Origin of the sequence: Enterococcus sp. 2G9_DIV0600, assembly GCF_002140615.1 — a bacterium.
Lineage (GTDB): Bacteria > Bacillota > Bacilli > Lactobacillales > Enterococcaceae > Enterococcus_D > Enterococcus_D innesii.
This window is the reverse complement of sequence record NZ_NGLL01000001.1, coordinates 1,737,163-1,760,650: the sequence shown is the minus strand read 5'-3', so window position 1 is coordinate 1,760,650 and position 23,488 is coordinate 1,737,163. Positions and strand designations below refer to the sequence as shown.

The following is a 23,488-nucleotide window of genomic DNA, read 5'->3' as shown; positions in this document are numbered from 1 at the left end:
TTTTAAGGATAGTTTGACTGAGGGATTGATCCTTCTAATGTCAAATGTTCCTATCTATTATACCGAAGAATCCAAAGAAAAGCCATGGCAGCTAGCTTTCCTTTTTCTTGGTAGGTTGGTGATCGGTGGTTTGCAGTGCACGCTCGATTTCCTTATTCAAGAAATAAGAGATGACTGTCCGAATAATAACGACGGCAGCTAGACGTACGATGTCTTCGAAAGTAGGGTGGATGATCGTCTCAATAATATCTGCTGCAATCAAGATCTCCAGACCTAATAAGACATAGCTCCCTAAATAATTGCGGATAAAATTATTCTCTCTGGCTGCCACCAATCGATCCTTTTCTGTTAATTCGTAGCGCACAAAATCAATGCCTGCAATCAATACACCCCAAACGATGACAAAAATGGAGAGAAAGTTCAAACAGACAACGATGAAATCGAAGATTGGATTGGCTCCAGTCATCAATGAATCAGCTAGATTATGCATAATGACTCCTTTACCGTTTTCTTTTATCTTACCGAATTATCGAAGAAATGTGAAGTTTCTTGACGTTCTAGAAGGGAATTGATAGTATGAAATAATAGTAGTATTTTTAAAAAGGTGGGCAAATTATGGAACAAGTGAAAAGCTTTGTTCATTACACGAAAGAAAAAATAGTTGAAAGCTGGCAAGCTTTTTTAGATGATCTTTATCGAGATCAGAAAAAAACGATTTTCACGCTGATCGGGGGAATTCTTTTCGCACTGGTCTTCGCAGGTTTGATCGTCTTTTCTCAAAATCGTATCAATGCTTCTTTAGTGGATCGGATCGCTTTTGACAAGCTGCCGTCAGAAAAAGTACAGCCATTGCCTTATCTGACTGCAGACAAGACGATTCGTGAAACACGAGCGATCTCGGTGATGTATAGTAAACCGAGTGGTGCTCAGTTGGATCAAGTGTTTGATCTGATCCGAGCACAAGAAGATGAAATGAATCGGACATTTTTTTATTATCCAATCGTCTATGATGCGGCTTTTTTCTCCAATGAATATGATATTGATCCTGATAAAGTAACCTTTGTCTTTTATGAAGAAGGGGTTGAGAAAAATCGCTTTACCTTTGATTCATTTGAGCAGCCAACGACGGAATTCATCCCAGAATTGAATCGTTTACCAATGTGGACGATTCGTTCTTCTGCCAATGATCGATAAAAAAATCTGACAATTTGACAGAAAATTGTTGACGTTTTTTTATCAATAAGCTAAACTGAATTCAATCAAGAAAGAAAACAAGTTGAGAAGGAGGAACAATCATGAAACTATTTATTCCATTGCAAGTGAAATCATGGCAAAACTGGCGTAGATAGTTGTATTGATGGAACCTCATTCCATAGATACAACTTTTTAGAGAACCTTCTAAAGTGCTGTATCTATGCTGGTAGTTGAATTTATCGCCGCATAGGACAAGCTTCTATGCGGCTTTTGCTTACTTGCAATTGCCGTCACATAGGCAGTTGCTTTTTTTGTTCTCAAAAACCATAAAAAGAAAAACTCGAAAAATGTAAGCAAAAAAAGGAGAATAAAAAATGAAAAACAAGGGATTAATTGCATCAGTTGCCGTTATTTTATTATTTTTAGGAGCGACCTTCGTCTATCAGTTAGGAATGAGAAGTGGGACCAATCAAGCCAGTGAGGCTTCAGAACCAGTAGAGAAAGCTGAAAAAACAGTTGGGATCTTACAATTTGTCAGCCATGAAGCATTGGATGCGATCACCGAGGGGATCAAAGAAGGCCTTAAAGAATCAGGCTATACCGAAGGGGACAACTTGACAATCGAATTCCAAAACGGCCAAGCGGATCAAAGCAAATTGGCAACGATGAGCCAGCAGCTGCTAAATAAAGATGCCGACGTTTTGGTTGGGGTCGCAACACCCGCAGCACAAGCATTGGCGAATGTCACTCAGGATGTACCAATTGTTTTAGGGGCGGTCACTGATCCAGTTGGGGCCAATCTGGTGGCAGATATGGACCAACCCGGCGGCAATATCACTGGCGTTTCAGATAAAGCACCAGTAGCTGCGCAAATCAAACTAGCAAAAGATTTGTTGCCAGAGGCAAAAACAGTCGGTATTTTGTATTCTTCGACAGAAGACAATTCGAAATACCAAGTGGCAGAAGCAGAAGCTGCTGCTGAAGAGAATGGCTTGACCAGCAAATCCTATGCCGTTCCTTCGAGTAACGAAATTGCGCAAATGGTGCAAGTGATGGCACGAGAAGTCGACTTTATCTATATTCCCTTAGACAATACGATCGCAAATGCTATGCAGACGGTAGTACAAGAAGCCAATAAATCAAAAACGCCAATCATTACATCTGTTGATACGATGGTGGAACAAGGCGGCTTAGCGACGGTTGGGCAAGATCAATTTACGATTGGGGTCGAAACTGGGAAGATGGTGGCAGCAATTCTTGACGGGACAGCCGAGCCAGCGACAACGCCGATCTATACATTCAGCGATGGCGAGACGATCATTAATGAAACACAAGCGCAGTTATTGGGCATCACTATCCCAGAAAAACTCAAAGACGAGGCAAAATTGATTACAACGACACCAGAAACCGAAGCAAGTGATGAGTGATCAAGAATCTTAAGACCATCTAGGATCACGACGAGGGTTTGAAAGCGAAAACATGTAAGAAAATGGAGGAAAAATGATGATTGTTTCAGCAATTGGGCAAGGACTACTTTGGGGGATCCTTGGTTTAGGGATATTTATGACCTATCGAATTTTGAATTTCCCGGATATGACGACGGAAGGGTCCTTTCCACTAGGCGGTGCTGTCTGTGTGACAGCAATCACCCATGGGGTTTCCCCCGTCTTAGCGACTTGTTTAGGAGTATTGGCTGGGATGTGTGCCGGATGTGTGACCGGACTTCTTTATACAAAAGGCAAAATTCCCGTGATTTTAGCTGGTATCCTGGTGATGTCTTCATTGAACTCGGTGATGCTGTTTGTCATGCGGTCTCCTAATCTGTCGCTTTTAAACCAGCCCAAGATCCAGGATTTCTTTACTAAAATGAACTTACCGAATTATTATGATACCGTCATTATCGGGCTGATCATGGTCTTATTGATCGGTGGCGTACTGGTTTACTTTTTCCATACCAACTTGGGTCAAGCTTATATTGCTACAGGGGATAATGAACATATGGCGAAGTCGATGGGGATTAATACGGATCGAATGAAAATCATCGGTCTGATCGTCTCTAATGGCGTGATCGCACTTTCAGGCGCATTGATCGCTCAAAACGACGGCTATGCCGATATCAGTAAGGGAATCGGTGTGATCGTGATTGGATTGGCATCCATCATCATTGGAGAAGTGTTATATGGCGAATTGACCTTGCTAGAACGTTTGATCGCTATCGTGATCGGCAGCATCATCTATCAATTATTGATCCTATTTGTGATCAAAGCTGGTTTTGATACGACTTACTTGAAAATCTTCTCGGCCATCGTCTTGACGATCTGCTTGTTGATCCCTCAATTTAAACAAGCCCTGCATCTACGCACTGGTTTTGAAACGGAGGATGAATAATGTTAGCCTTAAAAAAAGCCTTTAAAGTTGTCGGCAACGGACCGAATGAGAAAAAAGTACTCTTGAACAAAATCGATCTTTCTTTAAAACCCGGTGAATTCGTTACGGTTGTGGGAGGAAATGGGGCCGGCAAAAGCACGTTATTCAACTGCATCTCTGGTACCATGCCTTTAACGAGTGGCCAAGTGACGATCGATGATCAAAATGTGACCACGCTTTCGGAAGAAAAACGCGCGCGCTTTTTGGCACGGGTTTTCCAAGATCCGAAAATGGGGACAGCTCCCCGTATGACAGTGGCAGAAAATCTGCTGTTAGCACAAAAAAGAGGGCAAAAACGGTCACTAGGTCTTCGTCAACTGCAAGGACAAAGAGAATCGTTCTATGCCCTTTGTAAAGAAATCGGCAATGGGTTGGAAAATCATTTAGATACGCCAACGGGTAGTTTATCCGGTGGTCAGCGACAAGCACTAAGCTTATTGATGGCAACGATCCAAACCCCTAAACTATTGTTGTTGGATGAACATACGGCTGCCTTAGATCCGAAAACTTCCAAGCAGCTGATGCAGATCACTGCAAAAAGGGTAGAAGAACAAAATCTAACTTGTCTCATGATCACCCATCGGATGGAAGATGCATTAAAATACGGAGATCGCCTGATCCTGCTTAGAAAAGGGGAAATCGTCAAGGATCTTTCAGCAGATGAAAAAGCACGCTTAAGTTTACCAGAACTATTACTGTTCTTTGAAGACGACTTATAAAACCCTTGATAGAACGGTGTTTTCAAAAAAAATAATCAAATAAATGAAAAAAATAAGAAAAAATCATTGACATCTTTCAAAGTTAAACCTATACTTAGGTCAATCTTACATCAGTTTGGAGCGAAGGACTATGCAAAAATTATTGCTAACGAACCCCACACAACTGAATAAATATTACTTTAGCTATTTTAGATAGGTTTGTATTCATGAAAGCATGGGTACAAACGCTAAGTTTGTATCTATGATGGCTAGAGCATTTCGTAATGAATTCGCAGCCACGTAGATCGTAAAATCTATAGTGGCTATTTTTTATATTCACATATCTGGCTTTGCCGATATGTAATGTTTGAAGGTGTTCACTGTAGATTCTTAAATTTACGGTGGACATCTTTTTTTGTTGAAAGGAATGAACCAGATGAAACAAATGATAACCGGTCACACACGGTTGGCGGCACTGTTTGCCAAACCAGCCAAACACAGCATCTCTCCAGCAATGCACAATCTTTCTTTTGAAGAACAAGGGATCGATGCCGTGTATCTGGCCTTTGATGTTGAGCCGGATGATTTGGCAGCCAGTATTCAAAGCATCCGTCAGCTGGATCTCTTAGGTGTCAATCTATCAATGCCCCATAAAATGGCGGCAGTACCGTTGATGGATGAATGCTCACCCGCAGCAGAGCTGATCGGCGCAATCAATACAATCGTCAATCAAGAGGGACGATTGATTGGGCACAATACAGATGGCATCGGCTTTATGCGCGCACTTGAAGACATTCAAGTGTCGATCATTGGCGACACCATGACTGTGATCGGTGCGGGTGGTGCAGCGACAGCGATCATTAGTCAAGCCGCACTAGACGGTGTCAAAACGATCCATGTCTTCAACCGCAAGGATGAGTTTTATCCAATCATCCAGGATAAATTGACACAGATCGCAGAAAAGACCGCCTGTGAAATCACATTAGCGGATTTAGAAGATCAGACGGCTTTAAAATCAGCCATCGATCAAAGCAGCCTTTTAGTTAATGCTACTGGCGTGGGGATGAAGCCGAATGATACGGTGAGTCCTCTGAAAAACAAAACCCTCTTGCGGGAATCATTAGCTGTCTATGATGTCATCTATAATCCAAGAGAAACGCAGCTTTTGAAAGATGCGAAAGCAGTCGGGGCCAAAACTGCAAACGGCTTAAGTATGTTGCTGTATCAAGGTGCAGCTGCATTTAAACTTTGGACCGGCCAAGAGATGCCCGTTGAAAAAGTAAAAGCACTCATTGAATCCATGTAAAAAAATAAAAAAACGAAAGTAGGAAGAAAAAATGATCGTAATTATGAAACCAGGTGCTACCCCAGAACAAGTTGAAGTCGTTGTAAAAAGAATCAAAAAAGAAGGGTTGGATGTTCAAGTCAACCAAGGAAAAGAACAGGTTGTTATCGGCTTAAAAGGAGATACACGCCGCATCCAAGATGTCGCTTTTCGCAGCTACGAAGGTGTCGAAGATGCCATTCGGATCTCAAATACCTACAAGTTGACCTCTCGTGAATTCCATCCACAAGATACGGTTGTTGATGTAGATGGCGTAAAAATCGGTGATGGCAACTTTGTCACAATGGCTGGTCCGTGTTCGATTGAAGGCTTAGACCAAATTCGTGAATGTGCCCGAATCGCCAAAGCTGGTGGTGCACAAATCTTACGTGGGGGTGCTTTCAAACCACGGACTTCACCATACGCCTTCCAAGGGCTTGAAGAAGAAGGGTTAAAATACATTCGTCAAGCAGCCGATGAAACAGGTATGAAAGTCATCACAGAAGTCATGGACGAAGGACATATCGATATGGTTGCGGAATACAGTGATATTTTGCAGATTGGTGCTCGGAACATGCAAAACTTCAAATTGCTAGCTGCAGTTGGAAAAACTGGTAAACCAATTGGCCTTAAACGAGGAATCTCTGGGACGATCGACGAATGGTTGAATGCAGCGGAATACATCGCCGTCCAAGATAAAAGTGAAGTGATTTTCATTGAGCGCGGAATCAGAACTTACGAAACAGCGACCCGTAATACTTTTGATCTAAGTGCGGTACCAATCATCAAAAAACTGAGCCACTTCCCGATCATCGTTGACCCTAGTCATGGAACAGGCATTTGGGATCTCGTACCACCAATGGCAAGAGCAGGCGTTGCTGCCGGCGCCGATGGCATGATCGTTGAGATCCACCCAGATCCAGCCAATGCATGGTCTGATGGTCCGCAATCGTTAAACGAAAAAACATACATGAATATGATGAAAGAAGTCCATATCATGGAAAAAGCGATGAAAGAAATCAAAGCGTTGCAAGACTAAGCGCTAAGACAACCAATAAAAGAGGTGCAAAAATCAATGCTACACATCCATTTAGAAGAACATTCCTATGACATACTCATCAAACGTGGGGCGTTTCAAGAAGTCGGAACCTGGGTGCAACAGTTGTGGGACAAACAGCGTATTGCCGTCATTACAGACAGCAACGTCGCACCCCTGTATGGCGGACAAATCGTCGATTCCTTAACCGCTGCAGGGTTTGAGGCAACACTGTTAGTCGTACCAGCTGGCGAAAAAAGCAAATCACTAGAGCAAGCAGCTAATTTATATGATGGTCTTGCCCAACTCGGAATGACCAGAAGCGATGGGATCATTGCCCTTGGTGGCGGTGTGATTGGTGATCTTGGAGGATTTGTTGCTTCTACGTATATGCGAGGCATTGATTTCTTGCAGATTCCAACGACGTTATTGGCACAGGTCGATTCAAGTATCGGCGGAAAAACAGCTGTAAATACTAGCAGTGCCAAGAATCTCGTTGGCACATTCGCCCAACCAGTCGGTGTGATGATCGATCCGGATTTGCTTAAAAGTTTGCCCCTTAAACGCGTGCAAGAAGGCATCGCCGAAATCATTAAGTCGGCCGCTATTGCGGACCCTGAACTTTGGCAAACGTTAGCAGGTTTGAAAGATGAAGTCGATCTTTTGGCCCATGCTGAAAAAGTGATCACAGCTTCTTTAAAAGTAAAGCAAAAAGTAGTGGAAGAAGATCCCTTTGATCATGGCAGTCGTCTGACACTGAACTTCGGTCATACGATCGGGCATGGCTTAGAAAGAACAGCTGCGTTTGACACCAGTCATGGCGAAGGGGTTGCAATGGGGATGATTATGATCACCCGTCATGCTGAAGCCATTGGACTAACACCAAAAGGGACCACCGCGCAGTTAACGAAAATGATTGAGAAATTTCATTTGCCGACCAAACCAAGAGAAATTGAGAAAGAGCAATTATACCAAGCAATCACTCATGATAAAAAAGCCCGTGGGCAACAATTAAAGATCATTCTTTTAGAAAGGATCGGTCAGGCAAAAATCGTGACGATTCCCACGGAAGAAATCAAAGACTACCTATTATAAGAAAGGAAGGTAACGGATCATGCGTTATATTACAGCAGGCGAATCACATGGACCAGAGTTGACCGCCATTATCGAAGGGTTACCGGCAGGATTGCCATTAACGGCAGAAGACATTAATTTTGAATTAGCGAGACGACAAACCGGCTATGGCCGTGGGGGACGGATGCTGATTGAAAAAGACCAAGTCCGTATCACTTCCGGTATCCGTCATGGAAAAACATTAGGCTCTCCTGTGACTTTAGTGGTCGAGAACAAAGATTGGAAAAATTGGACTAAGGTCATGGCGATTGAAGAAGTACCAGAAAAAGACCGCAAGTTACGACGAGTGGCACGACCAAGACCTGGTCATGCTGACTTAGTCGGCGGGATGAAATACCATCATCAAGATTTACGAAACGTCTTGGAACGTTCATCTGCCCGGGAAACGACCATGAGGGTAGCCATCGGCGCAATCGCGAAGAAAATTTTGAAGGAACTCGGCATCGATGTGGCAGGTCATGTAACTATGTTAGGCGGCATCAAAGCAGAAATTCCTGAAGGGTTGACCGTCAAAGAAATCGCACAACGCTCAGAAGCTTCGGAAGTAAGGGTCTTAGATCCATCTGTCGAGGAAGAAATCAAACAGTTGATCGATCAAACAAAGAAAAATGGTGATACGATCGGCGGCGTAGTGGAAGTGCTTGTTGGCGGGGTTCCTGCTGGTCTTGGTAGTTACGTGCAGTGGGACAAAAAACTTGATGCGAAGATCGCCCAAGCCGTGGTCAGTATCAATGCCTTTAAAGGGGCTGAGTTCGGTGTTGGTTTTGAGGCTGGTGTTTTACCAGGTTCAAAAGTCATGGATGAGATTTTATGGGACGAACAACGGGGCTACACCCGTCGCAGCAACAACCTAGGTGGGTTTGAAGGTGGCATGACGAACGGGGAACCAATTGTGGTTCGCGGGGTTATGAAGCCGATCCCGACCTTGTACAAGCCGTTGCAAAGTGTGGATATCGACAGCAAAGAACCGTATAAAGCTAGTGTGGAACGCTCGGATAGCACTGCCGTTCCGGCAGCCAGTGTTGTTTGTGAGAGTGTGGTGGCAACAGTGGTGGCCAATGAACTATTAGAAAAGTTTCCAAGTGATTCTTTCGAAGAATTGACTGCATCTGTTCAGGCGTATCGGGAATACTTGTTAACCTACTGATTAAAGAAACAGCAAAAATTCCAGTAGAAATGAGGATTCTTTTCATGAACCAAAATATCTTCGTCGCCGGTTTAGGATTGATCGGCGCTTCCTTAGCAAAATGTATTAAAAAGTCACATCCCCAAACCCATCTAATGGGGTGGGATCACTGTCGTAAAACCAATGAGATCGCATTAGCAACAAGTTTAGTAGACGAAATACCTCCTTCATTTTCTGAGGGTGCTGTTCGTGCCGACGTGATCTTGTTGGCATTGCCGGTAGAGATCACCAAAACGTATCTTGCTCAACTTGGGACCCTATCACTAAAGCCTTCAGTCCTGGTGACAGATACCGGCAGTACCAAAGCAGAAATTACGCAATTTGCCGAGTCCTTTTCCTTTGATTTTATTGGGGGCCATCCGATGGCTGGTTCTCATAAATCCGGGATCACAGCAGCCGATGAGAACCTCTTTGAGAATGCTTACTATATCTTTACGCCGACGAAAAGTCAGCGGGTGGAAGAATTACAGGTGCTTTTTCGAGGGACGAGGGCCAAGTATGTGGCACTTGCTCCGCAAGAACATGATCAAATCACGGGGATGTTGAGCCATTTGCCCCATATTATTGCTTCGGGATTAGTCAATCAGGCAGATGCCTTCAACCATGAACACCCTAGAGCACAGCAACTCGCAGCAGGCGGTTTTCGCGATATCACTCGCATTGCTTCTTCAGACCCTCGTATGTGGACCGATATCTTATTGAGTAATCGACAGGAACTGCTGCAGCTGATCGATGAGTGGCAAAAACAAATGATGACCATGGCTCACTGGTTGCAGGAAAAAGACGAAACGGCGATCTTTCGGTTCTTTGAATCCGCGAAGGAAACACGGGACCAATTGCCGGTTCATCAAAACGGAGCGATCCCGGCATTCTACGATCTATTCATCGATGTACCGGATCATCCCGGTGTTGTCGCTGAAGTGACGGGGCTATTGAGCGATCATCAGCTCTCTTTGATCAACTTAAAAATTCTTGAAACTCGAGAAGATATCATTGGTGTTTTACAGATTTCATTCAAAACGCAAAATGATTTGCTGCAAGCAGAGCAACTGATTCAAAAAAAGACGACCTATTCATGTCGAAAAAAATAGGAGGCCGCGATGAAACTAAAAAAAGCAACACATTTAAGAGGGACGATAGCTGTTCCCGCCGATAAATCGATCTCACATCGCAGTATCATGTTCGGGGCATTAGCCGAAGGAACAACGACTGTCCGTAATTTCTTGCGGGGAGAAGACTGCTATAGCACTCTTCATGCATTTCAATCATTAGGAGTTCCAATCCATGATGACGGTCAGACGATCACGATTGAAGGACAGGGCTTTAATGGCCTTAAGCCTGCCCAAGACCCAATTGATATCGGCAATTCTGGTACAACAATTCGCTTAATGATGGGAATTTTGGCTGGGCAGCCGTTCACAACCACCTTATTCGGCGATAACTCTTTGAATAAACGTCCGATGAACCGAGTGATGCTGCCATTAAGAGAAATGGGGGCAAATGTTACAGGGCATGAACAGACGGAATTCCCACCGATCACCGTTAATGGTACTGCTTCTTTACAGCCCATCAATTATCAGATGCCCGTTGCAAGTGCCCAAGTAAAATCGGCGCTGATTTTTGCGGCATTGCAAGCACAAGGTACCTCGACGATCATTGAAAAAGAGGCGAGCCGTAACCATACTGAAGAAATGATCCGTCAATTCGGTGGTGTGATCACCACCCAAGGCAAAACGATTACCGTAACCGGCCCACAAACACTGTACGGCCAAGAAGTAGTCGTTCCGGGAGATATTTCTTCCGCTGCCTTCTTCCTAACCGCAGGTACGGTTATGCCCGATAGTGAGATCATTTTAGAAAATGTCGGAATCAACCCGACACGTACAGGGATCCTTGATGTGTTAGAAGAAATGGGGGCATCGATTGCTTTTTCTAATCAAGATGATCAAAATCAATCGGCTGACCTCACTGTTCAAAGTTCTACCTTGCAGGCAGTAACCATCGCCGGCGACATTATTCCGCGTCTGATTGATGAATTACCGATCATTGCCTTATTGGCTACACAAGCTCATGGTAAAACGGTCATCAAAGATGCAGAGGAGTTAAAAGTAAAAGAAACCAATAGAATTGATGCAACTGCCGAAGAGCTGAGAAAACTAGGGGCTGATATCACTCCTACCGAGGACGGCTTGATCATCAACGGACCTACTCCTTTGCATGGCGGAAAGGTCTCAAGTCGGGGAGATCATCGTATCGGTATGATGTTGCAGATTGCCGCCTTATTGACAGATGAAGAGGTAGAATTAGAAAAAGCCGAAGCCGTAGCAGTTTCTTATCCTGATTTTTTTGAGGATGTCGCGCGTTTGGCCAAAGGAGGAGACAGCGAGTGAAAAAAATGATATTAATTGGCTTTATGGGTGCCGGAAAGACCACGATTGGTCGTCTTTTGGCTGAAGAAACGAAACAGTCCCATGTGGATTTTGATGACTTGATCGTTGCTGAGATCGGCATGACCATTCAAGAATTTTTTGACCAACACGGTGAGGAAGCCTTTCGCAAAATCGAAACGGATATTTTAGCAAAAACCCTGGCAAAGGAACAAATTATTTCCACAGGTGGGGGCATTGTATTAAAAGAAGAAAATCGTCAACTTTTAAAAGAGATGCCCTTAGTCGTGTATTTAAAAACAGATCCCGAGGAACTGATCCACCGTTTAAAGGCGGATACTGGTAGTATTCGTCCCTTGGTTGTCTCGAAAACACCCGAAGAAATATTGGCTGTTTACCGACCTCGGATCCCTCTTTATGAAGAAACTGCTTCATTGATCGTTGAAACGACAAACAAAGCACCTCAAGAAATCGTTCAGGAAATTTTAACTAAAGCGGGTGCCTAAAATGAAGATTGGTTATTTAGGACCTGAAAGCTCTTTTACGTATTTAGCTGCGCAAGAAGCGTATCCTGAAAATACATTTATGCCCTATGGATCGATTCCACTTTGTATTCAAGCACTAGCTAACGGCGTAATCGATCGAGCGGTCGTTCCCAATGAGAATGCATTAGAAGGGTCTGTTCATGCCACGATTGATACGCTGTTTCGTCAAAATCAGTTGAGCATTGAACAGGAAATTATTTTACCGATCAATCATCAATTGTTAGTTTCTCAGCAAACAGCAAAAGACAACCGTCCCATCACTAAGATAATTTCTCATCCGCAAGCATTGGCGCAATGTGCCGACTTTATCGAAGCCCGATTTGCTGGCGCTACTGTTGAGGCGGTTGCTTCCACAACGACTGCAGCAGCCTACGTAGCAAAACATCCAGAAGAAGCAGTTGCGGCGATTGCTTCCAAAGAAGCAGCTTTCGCTTATCAAGTAACGATCAAAGAAACCAATATCCAAGATGTTGCCTTTAATCAAACCCGCTTTTGGGTTTTGACAAAGAAAACAGCCAACACCGAAGTACCAGAACAAACAGCCGAAAAAGCAACCATTTTTGTGACATTGCCAGCAAATCGTCCGGGGATCTTGCACAAAATCTTAGCAACTTTTGGCTGGCGGGAAATTGATTTAAGCAAAATTGAATCGCGTCCGTCGAAAACTACCTTAGGTGAATACTTTTTTGTCATTGATCTGGTGATGGACAAACCGTGGCAACTGATTATAAATGCCTTTGAAGAGATTCAGTTGTTGGGTGGACACGTCCATCTTCTCGGCGTGTATGCGGTAAATGTTGTTGAGGAAGTGACAAAAAATGACTCAAGTCAAAATAAAAATTAGCCAAGATGAAAAGCTTTTAGCAACGTTTCATAAAGAGATCCAAGCACAGCACCATCAATGGTACCCAACGATTTTTAAGTCCTTTGATCAGTCAAGATTTGAACAAGCAATCACACAACAGCTACAAGAGCCAAGCCACCACTTTTTTATCGCTTGGTTAGCGGAACAGCCTTGTGGCTTTGTGCATCTTCAAGAGGTCTGTTTGCCACAAAATGCGATGATGCATGAACGAAAGTGGCTGGAAATTGCGGCGATTGCCGTTGACACTCGGTACCAAGGGATGCATATTGGAAAACAATTGTTGGCATTTGCTGAAAACATTGCGTTGGAAAAAGGCTTCGATGATCTTTCACTAAATTTTTGGTCGGCAAATCCAGTGAAATCATTTTATGAGCAAGCAGGATTTGTGAGCACACGACAAGGTGCATCAAAGCATCTAAGGTAATAAAATGAAGAAATTTCCTAGAAAAAGGTTAAAATTTCAGAAAATAGCTTTCTTTCTATAAGGTCTAGGGTATCCTTATAGACAGAGAGCTATTTTTTAGTTGGAGGATCAGAAGCAATGAGCAGGATGGAAAAAAATAAAAAACTGCATGAGCGGCTAGAAAAGGAATCCAGTCAGGCAGCCAAAGAAAGTATCTTTGCCCGCAGAGAAGCCAAAAGAAGAAACCAGCGCGTCAGACCGAGCGATTCTACTCCGTTTGCTGATGAGGAAGTAGGAGATATTTCTTATCAAAACACCCAGCAGTCTAGGGCAAGCGACCCTCGTGTGGCCCAAAGTTTCCGAGAACAGACACAAGTAGGATCAAAAAAAACTGAGGGACGAAAAAGCGCAATTCCCCCGCTATCTGCTCAGGGGCCTGCGATACATCAAAGTCAGGAACAAAGCAAAAAAAAAGCGCAAAAGCTTAAGAAGAGCAAGCCACCCAAACAAAAGAAAAAGCGGAAGCACCCAGTTCTGCGTATTGTGATCCGGGTACTATTGGTGCTTTTTGCCTATTCATTGATTGCATTTCTTGTCGGTCAGCAAGTCGCAAGAAGTGACTCTGCTTTTGCTACAACTGATGAGGAGACTTTTAATGGTACGGCAGCTGCAAATGGTGCTCGTAATATATTGCTCATTGGTAGTGATAGTCGTGAAGGAGAAGCTGGACGAGCAGACACCATTATGGTTTTGCAATTAGATGGTCCTAGCAAAAAACCGAAGCTCATTTCCTTTATGCGTGATACCTTGGTGACCATTCCTGGTTATGGCGAAAACAAGATCAATGCGGCGTACGCCTTTGGTGGTGCTGATTTAGTCAGACAAACGTTAGCAGAGAACTTCGGTCTAGAAACCAATTATTATGCAAAAGTTGACTTTCGTTCCTTTGAAAAAGTGATCGACACACTGTTTCCCTCTGGCGTTGCTATCAACGCGGAAAAAGATATGAGTAAAAATCTTGAAGTTGCCATCAAACAAGGGCAACAACAAATGAATGGGCTTGAGCTGTTGCAATACGCACGTTTTCGGATGGACGAAGAAGGTGACTTCGGTCGCGTAAGACGACAGCAGCAAGTAATGGATGCGATCTTTAGCGAAATGAAAAATCCTTTAGCTATTTTAAAATTGCCTTATGCAGCAGGAAAAGTCTTAGGCTATGCTTCCACCAACCTGCCAATGTCTTTCCTATTAAAAAATACCTTCTCGATTGCTCGTGGGGCAGGGGGGATCGACAGCTTGACTGTCCCAGTCGCTGACTCTTGGCAATACGGTTCAAGTGCGAGTGCTGGAAGTGTGTTAGTCGTTAATCTTGAAACCAATCAACAAGCAATCAGGAATTTTCTTAATGAGTAAGCAGAATGAAAAGTTCTGAAAACCATTTGAAAGTAAGTAAATTTATGCTATATTATTAATGACGTTTGAAATTTGTTGAAACGAGGAAAAAGAATGAAATTAGCCGTTGTTACTGACAGTACAGCTTATCTGCCGGAACGGATCAAAAACCATGAAGATTTGTTTATCATACCGATCCCTGTTATTTTAGATGGAAAAGTCTACAATGAGGGCATCGACATTGAAGCTGATGAGTATTACGCTTTGCTGAAAAACAGCAAAGAATTCCCAACCACTTCTCAACCGGTACTAGGTGAAGTGTTAGCCTTATATGAGTCATTGAAAGATCGCGGTTACGACACGATCATTAGTATCCACTTATCAAGCGGTATTTCTGGATTTATCGGAACGCTTTATGGAATCACCGATGAAATCGAAGGCGTTCAAATCATTCCTTACGATTCGAAAATCACAAGTATGCCGATGGGCCACATGGTAGAAACCGCTCTTGATCTGTCAAGTCAAGGCAAAACCGTAGAAGAGATCATTTCCCATCTGGACACTATCAGAGATAATACCTATGCCTATCTGATCGTGGACGACTTGAATAACTTGGTTCGTGGCGGTCGCTTAACCAATGGAGCAGCCTTAATTGGCGGATTATTAAAAATCAAACCGATTTTGACTTTTGATCAAGGAAAAATTGTGCTTTACGAGCGCATTCGTTCCAGTAAAAAAGCATTCAATCGCGCGGAAGATATCATTGGTCAACGGGAGCAAGAAATCGCATTGCCTGTTAAATTTTATGTAATCCATGCCAATAATTTAGAAGTAGCCAAAGAAGAAAAAGCAAAACTACAAGCGAAATACCCAAATGCAGAAATTGAGATTGGTCACTTCGGACCAGTTATCGGCTCGCATTTAGGAGAAAAAGCCATTGGCATCGCTATTTCAGCGCAATAATTTTTATTTATCTGTGTTTACAAAAGCAATTATCTTTATGGAGACAGTAAAGGAAAGAACCAGTTAGACGTTTGTCTAGCTGGTTTTTTTCAACAATCTTTTTTTGAGATTTGCTTGTAAAAAAACACACAAACTCGTACAATAGGATCAAAATGAAGCACTGGCAAAGGAGGCGTTGAAATGAAGTGTTCCTTAAGAAGGTGGCAGATGAGTGATGCAAATGATCTGGCTCGAGCTCTAAATAACCAGACAATTCATGGCAATTTACGAGATGGACTCCCCTTTCCTTACACTGTTGCAGATGCACAAGCCTATATTCAATCTGTCGCAAAGGCAGAATTCGCCTTTGCGATCACTGTGGATGATCGAGCTGTGGGGAGTATTAGCGCCCTTCGCAAAGAAAACATCCATTTTAGAACAGCTGAGATAGGCTATTACATCGCAGAAGAATATTGGGGAAAAGGCTTGATGACCAAAGCTGTTCAGCAACTATGTGACTATGTATTTACTACGTCAAATATTGTTCGTATTTTTGCTGAGCCTTTTGCTAAGAATCATTCCTCTTGTCGCGTGTTGGAAAAAGCAGGCTTTGAGTTGGAAGGAATTTTACGAAAAAATGCGCAAAAAAATCACCAGCTGTTAGATATGAAGCTCTATTCGTTGATTCGTCGAGAGGAAGATGCGCAGGATGACAATAATCAAAAAGGAGATACCCTATGAATGAACTGCAAAAGTTACCAAATGTTGGACAGGTTTTAGCGGAACATTTCGTTAGGATCGGTATCAATACCCCGGAGCAATTACGCGCCAAAAAAGCCGAAGCGGTTTTTCTAACGATCCGCCAACAATGCGATGCAGGTGCTTGCCTGCACATGCTCTATGGCATTGAGGGGGCGATCCAAGGCATTCCCAAAGCCCAGCTCACAAGTCAGAGAAAGCAAGAATTGCGCCTTTTTTTCAATCAATTGAGTGAATAAATCAAGGCGACATAGCAAAGCACTTTTTTAAGAGGCTTCTTTTTTAGAAGCTCCTTATCAAGGTGCTTTTTCTATAGACTTCTGTTTATGTTGTCTATGTATAGTAGAAAAGACCTTTTGCTTGTTCCAGAACCGCTTCCTTATTATACTTACTCTATCTAGTAAATTACTAATTTACTAAACAAGGAGTGAAAATAATGAAAATACCAGAAAACTTGAAGCATAAACCTGTCATTAAAGTAGAAGACTATGATACTGTTGACGGAAAAAATGCGTTACATACAGATGCAAAAGGCCTTTCCCTCGGATTGGCGCAATGGAATGATCGCGGGAAAGTCGATATCTCCGGCAAAGTCTGGCGCCATACTGGTGAAAAGTGGTCTCGACAATCCGAAGAATTGCCGCTTACGAGAATTTTGGATCTAGCGATCTTAGTGGCTCAATCCAGTTTGTATTTTCAAGAGGCCTATCGCCATGAAAAATTTTACGATCCTGAAAATCCTTTGATTGAAATCATTGGCCTACAAGGAAATCGCATGACCGTCGAAGTAGACACCGAAAATCCTAAAATCGATGAAGACATTCTGCTTTTCTATGATTCCTTGCAAAAAGATGGTGAGCTATACGGCGAACGCTTCAAAATCCTGAAACGACTTCTAGATGAGCTAGGTTATTAAGAAAAGGAGCAGATTGCCATGACACAACATCAACCATCTTTTGTCGTAACGAAAGGACGCGCTTTTAGTAAATTAGAACAAACAATGATTTGGAAAAAACCACAAAGTCATCAGACCAGTGATGAGGAACTACGAATTGCATCAGAGATCGCGCTGAATTGGACGGATCCAGAAATGAAAATTTTCAATGTGTTGCTGGAAGGCGATTCTGGGTCTGGTAAAACTCAGTTGGCAAAGGCACTTTCTGCCGACCTGCAACTGCCCTACACCAAAATCACCTGCTTTGCGGATATGGATAAGTCAGATGTGTTTGGTGCTTTATTACCAGTGATCAACACCGACCAAGAAGAAGATAAGGACTTGCTGGATGCGATTTATCAAAGTAATTGTTTTGAAGATGTCTTGGCGTTGATCCAGCGGCATTTTTCCCTGACTCGTGAGCGGGCACGGGCGAAATTTGCGGAACTGATCGAGCGGATCGAAACCAGCGATCAGCAACCAACGATTCAATACAAGTTTTATCCCTCGGAAATCGTACGGGCGCTGGAAAAAGGTTATTTGCTTGAGATTCAAGAGCCAACGGTCATTCGTGATGCTTCGGTACTAGTGGCCTTAAACTCTGCTCTTGAACAAAATGGAATGCTGAATATTCCCACTGGCTTTGTTCGTCGGCACCCTGATTGTGTCGTAGTCATCACCACGAATCGGAATTACCAAGGCAACCGCCCCTTGAACGAATCCTTGCGAGATCGGATGCAGCATGCTGAAAAAATGGATTTACCTGAGCTGGCAGTCATGGTGCAGCGAGGCATTGCCAAAACCAATTATCCAGATAAAGCAACAGCCGAGAAAATGGCTGAGATCATTCGCTTATTGGATGTGACCGCTAAAGCCAATGCCATCAAAGGGGTGGCGGGCATGCGTTCCTATTTTTATTGGCTAAATGCAGTCAAACAAGGACAAGATCCCTTTACAGCAATTGATAGCAAAGTGCTCTACAAAATCACCACCGATCCAAATGAGCTTGCTCTTTTACAACAGGCGCTAGAAGCTTCAGGGTTATTGGCGCAATTGCGGCTTTTGTTTTCTGGACAACCGTTAAATGCCTTTAAAGAACAAATCAAAGGACGCCGAATCAGCAGCGAAGAGGCGGACCAGCGTAATGTAGTGGAAGAAGGCACGACCGTCCTAAAAAATGAACAAGTCCTAGAGACCCCCAATCAAGAAACTGAGGCGGAAACGATGGAAACCAGTGATTCTGACAAACAAGAAGCGAAAGACGCAGCAACTGAGGCGACGTTTTCAGAAGAACTAGAACGCAATAGTCACGATGGCCAAGCAAAAGCTGGGAGTGAGACACAAGAGACCGCTCCTACTGCTCATTCTTTGTCGATCGAAGCGTATGAAACCCAGGAAAAAGAAAAGAAAACCACGGCATCAAAGGCGGCTCGACAAGCATTAAAAGAATCGATCCATGCCAAAGAAGGGCTGATCGTTCATCGACCACCCGTCGATTTAGAAAAAGCGGCTGAAGCCCAGCAGCGTTTGCAGCCGTTGTTGCCGATCGTAGAGTCATTGATCAAGCAAACCCAAGAAGTTTTGGAAAACGAACAAGCTTCGGCATACAGTAAAGGTAAGTACAGTGGCACACGCTTTGATGCCAGTAAGGTCGCGTATCAAGATTTTCGGACCTTTGACAAGAAGAATCCACCTCACGAACAGCCTTCCTTAGCTCTCGCTTTGCGCATTGATGAATCAGGTTCGATGATTAGAGATGATCGGATACAGTATGCGCAACAGGCGGTCTTAGCGGTGAATGCGTTCGCGGAGCGTTTATCTTTGCCATTGATGATTTATGGCGATACAGCAGATGTGACCGCTCGTGAAAAGACCTCGCTTTTTGCTTACAAAGAATTTAACGAAGGTTTTGAATTTGTGCCAGAGAAACTCATGACAATGAAGCCTCGGCAAAATAACCGTGATGGGGCAGTCTTGCGCGTACTAGCTGAAAAGCTCGCTCATCAGCCGGCAACTACTAAATTACTCTTGAATATCAGTGATGGCCAGCCAAAAGCTCTTCCTGATTATACAGGGGTAAAAGCCAAAGAAGATATTCAGCAGGTGATCGCTGACTACGAACGACAAGGGGTGCTGTTTCTGGCAGCTGCCATTGGCCAAGACAAAGAAGTGATCAAAGCGATTTATGGGGAAGAACGCTTCATTGATCTTTCCAATCTAACAGAATTTCCGCAGCGTTTGTTGCAGCTACTGACTAGGTATTTGTAATAGACAAAAAAGAGTGTAGGCCGAGTGCTGCATTCTTTTTTTGTCTATAATTATATTATGTAAACAAGATGGTGTTTGTCTAAATTCGGAAAATTCTGTAAAATAGATGCCAAAAGGAGGAGTACTATGGACAAATGGCGTTATTTCTATCCTTACCAGTTTGGCTGGCACGCAGCTTTTCGCAGGCGCAGTTTACTAATGAGTGGTTTATTGACTGTTTTCTTGCTGATTCTTACCATCTTTGCAGAAAATTGGCTGTTGTTTTTTCATGACTGGTTGCAGTATGAATCAAATAACAGCGAAATCCAGACGGATCTCACCTATGCCAGTTGGATTTTCTTCTTGCAATTGTTGCGCGTTGCGTTAGGAATGTTAACATTGGGCTTGATCAGTGCTTTTTTGTGGCAGTGTAACCACATGTATCATTATCACTTAATCGGTGAGGAAGAGCAATCCCTGCATATACGTTTATTATTAGGACAAACACCTTTACTGGTCACGTTGGAAGAACTTGTCTTTATCACCATACAAAGCACTGTCATTCATTTAATAGGATTTGTCAGTGGTTTGTGGCTTTGTAAAAAAGCACTGCATGATTTTTTCGGGTTCTTTCATCTTCCCGCAGGCTTTACATTTGAGCTTCCTTTTAAACGTCTATTCCTAGTTCAACTTAGTGTGCTCTTGTTGCTTTTCGTGTTACGATTCCGCGGTACAAAGAGGACGGTTGAAGAGATTCTCGTTAACGGATGCCCGAATGGGTGAGGGAATAGGCTACCTTAATTTCCCTCTTTCAAAATGCGAACATATGTTTTATAATAGGTGAAACAAGACAAAGGTCGTGAAATTGTGAAGACATCCTTAACTTTAGAAATGGAAGAGGCACTTTATTATTATTGTCGTGAAAACAGTGATATTGTGGTAGAAGAGGTAGTCATGCCCGACGATCACGGCATCGTGGATACCTTAAGTTGTCGCTTGACGGCAGAAAACACCTTTGAATGGCGTTGCTATGAACTAAAAGTCAGTTTGGCAGATTTTCGCTCAAAAGCAAAACTATCTTTTATTGGGAATTATAATTATTTTGTCTTACCCAAGGCATTGTATGAAAAAGTCAAAGATCAGATTGCTCCTACAATTGGTGTCTTGGTCTATCATGCGTTTCTTGAAAAAGAAACGGGCAGCAAAGGGTATTTCAGTGTCGAAAAGAAACCCCAACGGCAAGAGCTGCAGGTTCCAGAAAATGCCTTATTGTTTCGGTTGATTTCGGCACAAGCAAGAGAAGTCGGCAAAGCAAAACAGACTGCTCGAGGATTGCGGGTATTTTCAACAGAACGTTTGTACCAAGAACTGAAGAAACGTCAGCCTGAGTATGACTTGTTCGGTGGTGGAGTGAATTACTACGATCGATTTATCGAAGACACTCAGCTACAAGCGATCGAAGCGTTGAAGGAAGAATTGGACGCTACCAGAGCAGCCTATGAAGCGCTGGAAAAACGTTTTTTATCAGGCGAGTAAGAAGGAGAGAAGCAGATGTACTTCCCATATATTCGTGGCAAACAATTTGATTTGTTGGCATTAAAAGCTTTATTGGAACAAGATCGCTTATCAGAAGCGATCCAGCCGATCATTGAACCAGTCAAGCAATCAAAAACGTTCTGGACAACCATCGAATTATTTCAAAAGAAACAACATCCTTTTTATTTGATTCGCAATCCCCAGGCAGGGGCTTTTCTGACGGCAGAAGGGTTATCAGAGTTACAAAATGTTGCTGCCCCTAAAGCAATGATCGTGGATCGTCCCATTGAAACAGTGGAAGAAAAGCCTGACCTTTGGATTGTTCATCAAGCGGATCAAGCACTCGCTAGTGATTGGCGGGAAAATACGCTGCCGGTGTTGGTAGGTAAAGAATTTCGATTGTTAAATAAAATCAACGGTCCCAAGCTACTGATGGAAGATCCTTTCACACGTTTACCCAAAAATAGTTTCTATACAGAATGTTTGGACGAAGGATTTTCAAATGCCCATCACAGTTATCAAAAATTGGGCTATGCGGGTTTTAGTGATTTTTCTGTCGATAGCAAAATTTATTATGAGCACAGTTATCCTTCAAAGCGGTTGGTTTTGCATTGGATTTATCCAACAACTGAGCAAGTATTGCGTATCGTTCACTTATTTTCTGAGGAAGAATTACCAAACCAGAAAGAAAAGTTTTTCCAAGTCATGGAGGCATTATTGCAGCACGAAGAGCAACATCCTACCCAAACCGCTGGACTGCAACTGTTAGTTGCTGCTTATCAGCAAGGCTCATTTCCAGGCATGGGGGTTATCCGAAAAGCTGCCGTTATGAATCACTTGGAGCTCGTCAGTCGTCTTATTTAGTCGCTATACGCAGACGACTGTGGGTCTTCAATCAATAAGATCCTGCCACTTTAGTCAATCGTACAAATTGCCTTGATTGCACCATATGATTTTAGAATAGCGATAAAATCAGGGAAAAGGAGTTGGCACTTATGGGAACAAAAGATAGAGAATATTATCGAAACGAAGTAAAAAAATCTGAAAAAAACAAGAAAAACCTGCTTATTCAACGCTTAAATCAACTAACGTTTGTTTTGGTCGTTTCGATCATTGTTCTTTTGGCGATCCTGTATTACATAGTTTGAAACTTTTCGTAGCTGTCATTACATTATCGGCGGCAATAGGAAGAAATTGTACTTAAATAACTGTGATCCCTTGATTCGGACTCGCTATGGGAATCTGATTCGTTTAGGTGAAAACTAAAAGCAGCGAAACGTTTCTTGTTTATCGTTGCTGGTTTATCTGTGATCAAGATTCCCATTAGGCTATTTAGTTAGAACAAATTTGCTGGGTTATGTACGAATCATTACGAGTCATTACTGATAAGATCGTTAACAACGATTCATTGAATGATCCATTGAGATTGGCCAGCAGCTGCAAACAAAGTTTGAATTCGAAGATTCAAGGATCAACAAGATTAAATATAAACGTTTCATTTCGTTTCACTCGTAGAAGAAACAAAAATCAAAAAAACTATCGCTCAAATGAGCATTTATTTTTATTATGCTGCCAATTAGCTGAATTTGAAGGAAATACTCATGAATAAGAGGGAGGAGAGTCGTAAAATTACTAGCTAAATACGGTGTTCGAAAAATTTTCTATTTTAGTTTACATAATATATATTATACAAAGATGTATTCGAAAAAGAGTTCGTGCCATTCTAGACAGTTCATATCAATTCTGCATCATTTTACCTCCCTCCGAATGACTTTTATCAGTAAATTGTCATTAATTCACCTAATATTCAACTAAAACCAAGAATTTCTTATTATACAAGTTTTTTAGATTCTTTTTTGATTTGCTGATCAACAGATTGTTAACTGTCTTGTAGCAAGTTACTTGCGGATTCGTCTTTTTTATCTCAGCAAATACAGATTCAAGCTATCAGCCTTGATTCACGAACCAATCGGTTTGATTGTATGCTATAATCATTTTGAAAATCTTTAAGTTTTTTTCTATAACTTTATTCATATATAGCCAATCCGTTTCAAAGTTCTTATACAGGTGCTTAGACGTTGCAACTGCTAACAAATATCCGTTACATGATTCTATAAACAAACTTAAAATCGCGCAGATAACTTAGGGCATTTCGTTATTTCATATAATTGTAATGTTCATAGGTCATCATAAAAGCCCATATTTTGCTAAAGAGCCTGAATAAAGCGCCGTTGATCATTCCTTGGAAAAATAGAATCATTTGCCAATAAGATCAAACCTGCTGCTGTCCACTAGCTTTTCGACGGCTAGTGAATGGATTTTGCTTTAAAGTGCCGCTAGTTAGGATAAAATACATAAGGTTCGGATTGATCCAAAAGCAATTATTCTAACGATTCAACGCCCCTTCTCCTTTCTAAACCTCTTTATCAGCTGATACAAATTCAAAATTAAAAACAGAAAACCAATTGTTGCTGCCCAT

At 42.5% G+C, this 23,488-nt stretch carries 24 protein-coding genes; 23 read left to right on the top strand and 1 reads right to left on the bottom strand.

The window, feature by feature from the left end; all coding sequences use genetic code 11:
• Positions 1-91: 91 nt before the first annotated feature.
• Positions 92-490: a DUF1622 domain-containing protein gene (locus A5870_RS08395; protein WP_016609320.1), complete on the bottom strand. Its 399-nt coding sequence runs from the start codon at positions 488-490 to the stop codon at positions 92-94.
• Positions 491-615: 125 nt separating this feature from the next.
• Here A5870_RS08395 and A5870_RS08390 point away from each other — a divergent pair, with 125 nt between their 5' ends.
• The 23 genes from A5870_RS08390 (at position 616) to A5870_RS17325 (ending at position 22,157) form a co-directional block, all read left to right on the top strand.
• A complete protein-coding gene (locus A5870_RS08390) occupies positions 616-1,194 on the top strand; it encodes a hypothetical protein (protein ID WP_086292396.1) in 579 nt (192 codons plus the stop codon).
• A gap of 374 nt (positions 1,195-1,568) precedes the next feature.
• Positions 1,569-2,621, top strand: coding sequence for a tryptophan ABC transporter substrate-binding protein (gene trpX / locus A5870_RS08380; protein WP_086292395.1), 1,053 nt, complete (start codon positions 1,569-1,571; stop codon positions 2,619-2,621).
• Positions 2,622-2,697: 76 nt separating this feature from the next.
• A complete protein-coding gene (locus tag A5870_RS08375; protein ID WP_081118660.1) occupies positions 2,698-3,582 on the top strand; it encodes an ABC transporter permease in 885 nt (294 codons plus the stop codon).
• Positions 3,582-4,340, top strand: a complete 759-nt coding sequence (locus A5870_RS08370) for an ABC transporter ATP-binding protein (protein WP_081118659.1) — start codon at positions 3,582-3,584, stop codon at positions 4,338-4,340. Before A5870_RS08375 ends, A5870_RS08370 begins: the two co-directional genes overlap by 1 nt.
• 415 nt (positions 4,341-4,755) lie before the next feature.
• Entirely contained in the window at positions 4,756-5,625 is an 870-nt protein-coding gene (locus A5870_RS08365) for a shikimate dehydrogenase (protein ID WP_170924090.1), read from the top strand.
• Positions 5,626-5,656: 31 nt separating this feature from the next.
• Positions 5,657-6,682 (top strand): 3-deoxy-7-phosphoheptulonate synthase, encoded by a 1,026-nt coding sequence (aroF, locus tag A5870_RS08360; protein WP_077453378.1) that lies wholly within the window; start codon positions 5,657-5,659, stop codon positions 6,680-6,682.
• A gap of 36 nt (positions 6,683-6,718) precedes the next feature.
• Positions 6,719-7,774 carry a 3-dehydroquinate synthase gene (gene aroB / locus A5870_RS08355; RefSeq protein ID WP_086292394.1) on the top strand — a complete coding sequence of 352 codons (1,056 nt, stop codon included), beginning with the start codon at positions 6,719-6,721 and terminating at the stop codon, positions 7,772-7,774.
• A 19-nt stretch (positions 7,775-7,793) separates the two neighbouring features.
• The gene (gene aroC / locus A5870_RS08350; protein ID WP_016620144.1) at positions 7,794-8,960 is read left to right on the top strand and encodes a chorismate synthase; all 1,167 of its coding nucleotides are present in this window, start codon (positions 7,794-7,796) and stop codon (positions 8,958-8,960) included.
• A 44-nt stretch (positions 8,961-9,004) separates the two neighbouring features.
• A complete protein-coding gene (locus tag A5870_RS08345) occupies positions 9,005-10,090 on the top strand; it encodes a prephenate dehydrogenase (protein ID WP_242595926.1) in 1,086 nt (361 codons plus the stop codon).
• Between the two features lie 9 nt (positions 10,091-10,099).
• Positions 10,100-11,389 (top strand): 3-phosphoshikimate 1-carboxyvinyltransferase, encoded by a 1,290-nt coding sequence (gene aroA, locus A5870_RS08340; protein WP_086292392.1) that lies wholly within the window; start codon positions 10,100-10,102, stop codon positions 11,387-11,389.
• Entirely contained in the window at positions 11,386-11,892 is a 507-nt protein-coding gene (locus A5870_RS08335) for a shikimate kinase (protein ID WP_086292391.1), read from the top strand. The genes aroA and A5870_RS08335 overlap by 4 nt, the downstream gene beginning before the upstream one ends.
• A 1-nt stretch (position 11,893) precedes the next feature.
• Positions 11,894-12,775 carry a prephenate dehydratase gene (gene pheA, locus A5870_RS08330; protein ID WP_086292390.1) on the top strand — a complete coding sequence of 294 codons (882 nt, stop codon included), beginning with the start codon at positions 11,894-11,896 and terminating at the stop codon, positions 12,773-12,775.
• Positions 12,750-13,220 (top strand): GNAT family N-acetyltransferase, encoded by a 471-nt coding sequence (locus A5870_RS08325; protein ID WP_086292389.1) that lies wholly within the window; start codon positions 12,750-12,752, stop codon positions 13,218-13,220. The genes pheA and A5870_RS08325 overlap by 26 nt, the downstream gene beginning before the upstream one ends.
• A 117-nt stretch (positions 13,221-13,337) precedes the next feature.
• Positions 13,338-14,612 (top strand): LCP family protein, encoded by a 1,275-nt coding sequence (locus A5870_RS08320; RefSeq protein ID WP_086292388.1) that lies wholly within the window; start codon positions 13,338-13,340, stop codon positions 14,610-14,612.
• Positions 14,613-14,705: 93 nt separating this feature from the next.
• The gene (locus A5870_RS08315) at positions 14,706-15,554 is read left to right on the top strand and encodes a DegV family protein (protein ID WP_077453370.1); all 849 of its coding nucleotides are present in this window, start codon (positions 14,706-14,708) and stop codon (positions 15,552-15,554) included.
• A 180-nt stretch (positions 15,555-15,734) separates the two neighbouring features.
• Positions 15,735-16,274 carry a GNAT family N-acetyltransferase gene (locus A5870_RS08310; protein ID WP_170924091.1) on the top strand — a complete coding sequence of 180 codons (540 nt, stop codon included), beginning with the start codon at positions 15,735-15,737 and terminating at the stop codon, positions 16,272-16,274.
• On the top strand, positions 16,271-16,531 hold the full coding sequence (locus A5870_RS08305; RefSeq protein ID WP_086292386.1) for a TfoX/Sxy family DNA transformation protein: 261 nt from the start codon (positions 16,271-16,273) through the stop codon (positions 16,529-16,531). Before A5870_RS08310 ends, A5870_RS08305 begins: the two co-directional genes overlap by 4 nt.
• A gap of 197 nt (positions 16,532-16,728) precedes the next feature.
• A complete protein-coding gene (locus A5870_RS08300; RefSeq protein ID WP_005235941.1) occupies positions 16,729-17,208 on the top strand; it encodes a DUF6530 family protein in 480 nt (159 codons plus the stop codon).
• An 18-nt stretch (positions 17,209-17,226) separates the two neighbouring features.
• Entirely contained in the window at positions 17,227-19,494 is a 2,268-nt protein-coding gene (locus A5870_RS08295) for an AAA family ATPase (protein ID WP_086292385.1), read from the top strand.
• A gap of 126 nt (positions 19,495-19,620) precedes the next feature.
• Entirely contained in the window at positions 19,621-20,256 is a 636-nt protein-coding gene (locus A5870_RS08290; protein WP_086292384.1) for a hypothetical protein, read from the top strand.
• Between the two features lie 84 nt (positions 20,257-20,340).
• Complete coding sequence (locus tag A5870_RS08285; protein WP_086292383.1) at positions 20,341-21,009, top strand: hypothetical protein; 669 nt, start codon at positions 20,341-20,343, stop codon at positions 21,007-21,009.
• 15 nt (positions 21,010-21,024) lie between these two features.
• The gene (locus A5870_RS08280; protein WP_086292382.1) at positions 21,025-21,873 is read left to right on the top strand and encodes a sce7725 family protein; all 849 of its coding nucleotides are present in this window, start codon (positions 21,025-21,027) and stop codon (positions 21,871-21,873) included.
• Between the two features lie 131 nt (positions 21,874-22,004).
• Complete coding sequence (locus tag A5870_RS17325; protein WP_170924092.1) at positions 22,005-22,157, top strand: hypothetical protein; 153 nt, start codon at positions 22,005-22,007, stop codon at positions 22,155-22,157.
• Positions 22,158-23,488: the final 1,331 nt, after the last annotated feature.

Bases quoted from the DNA above. Each gene is read 5' to 3' on its own strand.
- A5870_RS08365 (WP_170924090.1), top strand. From the start codon at position 4,756: ATGAAACAAATGATAACCGGTCACACACGGTTGGCGGCACTGTTTGCC.
- A5870_RS08300 (WP_005235941.1), top strand. From the start codon at position 16,729: ATGAAAATACCAGAAAACTTGAAGCATAAACCTGTCATTAAAGTAGAA.
- A5870_RS08390 (WP_086292396.1), top strand. From the start codon at position 616: ATGGAACAAGTGAAAAGCTTTGTTCATTACACGAAAGAAAAAATAGTT.
- A5870_RS08320 (WP_086292388.1), top strand. From the start codon at position 13,338: ATGAGCAGGATGGAAAAAAATAAAAAACTGCATGAGCGGCTAGAAAAG.
- A5870_RS08290 (WP_086292384.1), top strand. From the start codon at position 19,621: ATGGACAAATGGCGTTATTTCTATCCTTACCAGTTTGGCTGGCACGCA.
- A5870_RS08310 (WP_170924091.1), top strand. From the start codon at position 15,735: ATGAAGTGTTCCTTAAGAAGGTGGCAGATGAGTGATGCAAATGATCTG.
- A5870_RS17325 (WP_170924092.1), top strand. From the start codon at position 22,005: ATGGGAACAAAAGATAGAGAATATTATCGAAACGAAGTAAAAAAATCT.
- aroF (WP_077453378.1), top strand. From the start codon at position 5,657: ATGATCGTAATTATGAAACCAGGTGCTACCCCAGAACAAGTTGAAGTC.
- A5870_RS08395 (WP_016609320.1), bottom strand. From the start codon at position 490: ATGCATAATCTAGCTGATTCATTGATGACTGGAGCCAATCCAATCTTC.
- A5870_RS08345 (WP_242595926.1), top strand. From the start codon at position 9,005: ATGAACCAAAATATCTTCGTCGCCGGTTTAGGATTGATCGGCGCTTCC.
- A5870_RS08295 (WP_086292385.1), top strand. From the start codon at position 17,227: ATGACACAACATCAACCATCTTTTGTCGTAACGAAAGGACGCGCTTTT.
- A5870_RS08325 (WP_086292389.1), top strand. From the start codon at position 12,750: ATGACTCAAGTCAAAATAAAAATTAGCCAAGATGAAAAGCTTTTAGCA.
- A5870_RS08280 (WP_086292382.1), top strand. From the start codon at position 21,025: ATGTACTTCCCATATATTCGTGGCAAACAATTTGATTTGTTGGCATTA.
- aroB (WP_086292394.1), top strand. From the start codon at position 6,719: ATGCTACACATCCATTTAGAAGAACATTCCTATGACATACTCATCAAA.
- A5870_RS08370 (WP_081118659.1), top strand. From the start codon at position 3,582: ATGTTAGCCTTAAAAAAAGCCTTTAAAGTTGTCGGCAACGGACCGAAT.
- aroC (WP_016620144.1), top strand. From the start codon at position 7,794: ATGCGTTATATTACAGCAGGCGAATCACATGGACCAGAGTTGACCGCC.
- aroA (WP_086292392.1), top strand. From the start codon at position 10,100: ATGAAACTAAAAAAAGCAACACATTTAAGAGGGACGATAGCTGTTCCC.
- A5870_RS08315 (WP_077453370.1), top strand. From the start codon at position 14,706: ATGAAATTAGCCGTTGTTACTGACAGTACAGCTTATCTGCCGGAACGG.
- pheA (WP_086292390.1), top strand. From the start codon at position 11,894: ATGAAGATTGGTTATTTAGGACCTGAAAGCTCTTTTACGTATTTAGCT.
- A5870_RS08375 (WP_081118660.1), top strand. From the start codon at position 2,698: ATGATTGTTTCAGCAATTGGGCAAGGACTACTTTGGGGGATCCTTGGT.
- trpX (WP_086292395.1), top strand. From the start codon at position 1,569: ATGAAAAACAAGGGATTAATTGCATCAGTTGCCGTTATTTTATTATTT.
- A5870_RS08305 (WP_086292386.1), top strand. From the start codon at position 16,271: ATGAATGAACTGCAAAAGTTACCAAATGTTGGACAGGTTTTAGCGGAA.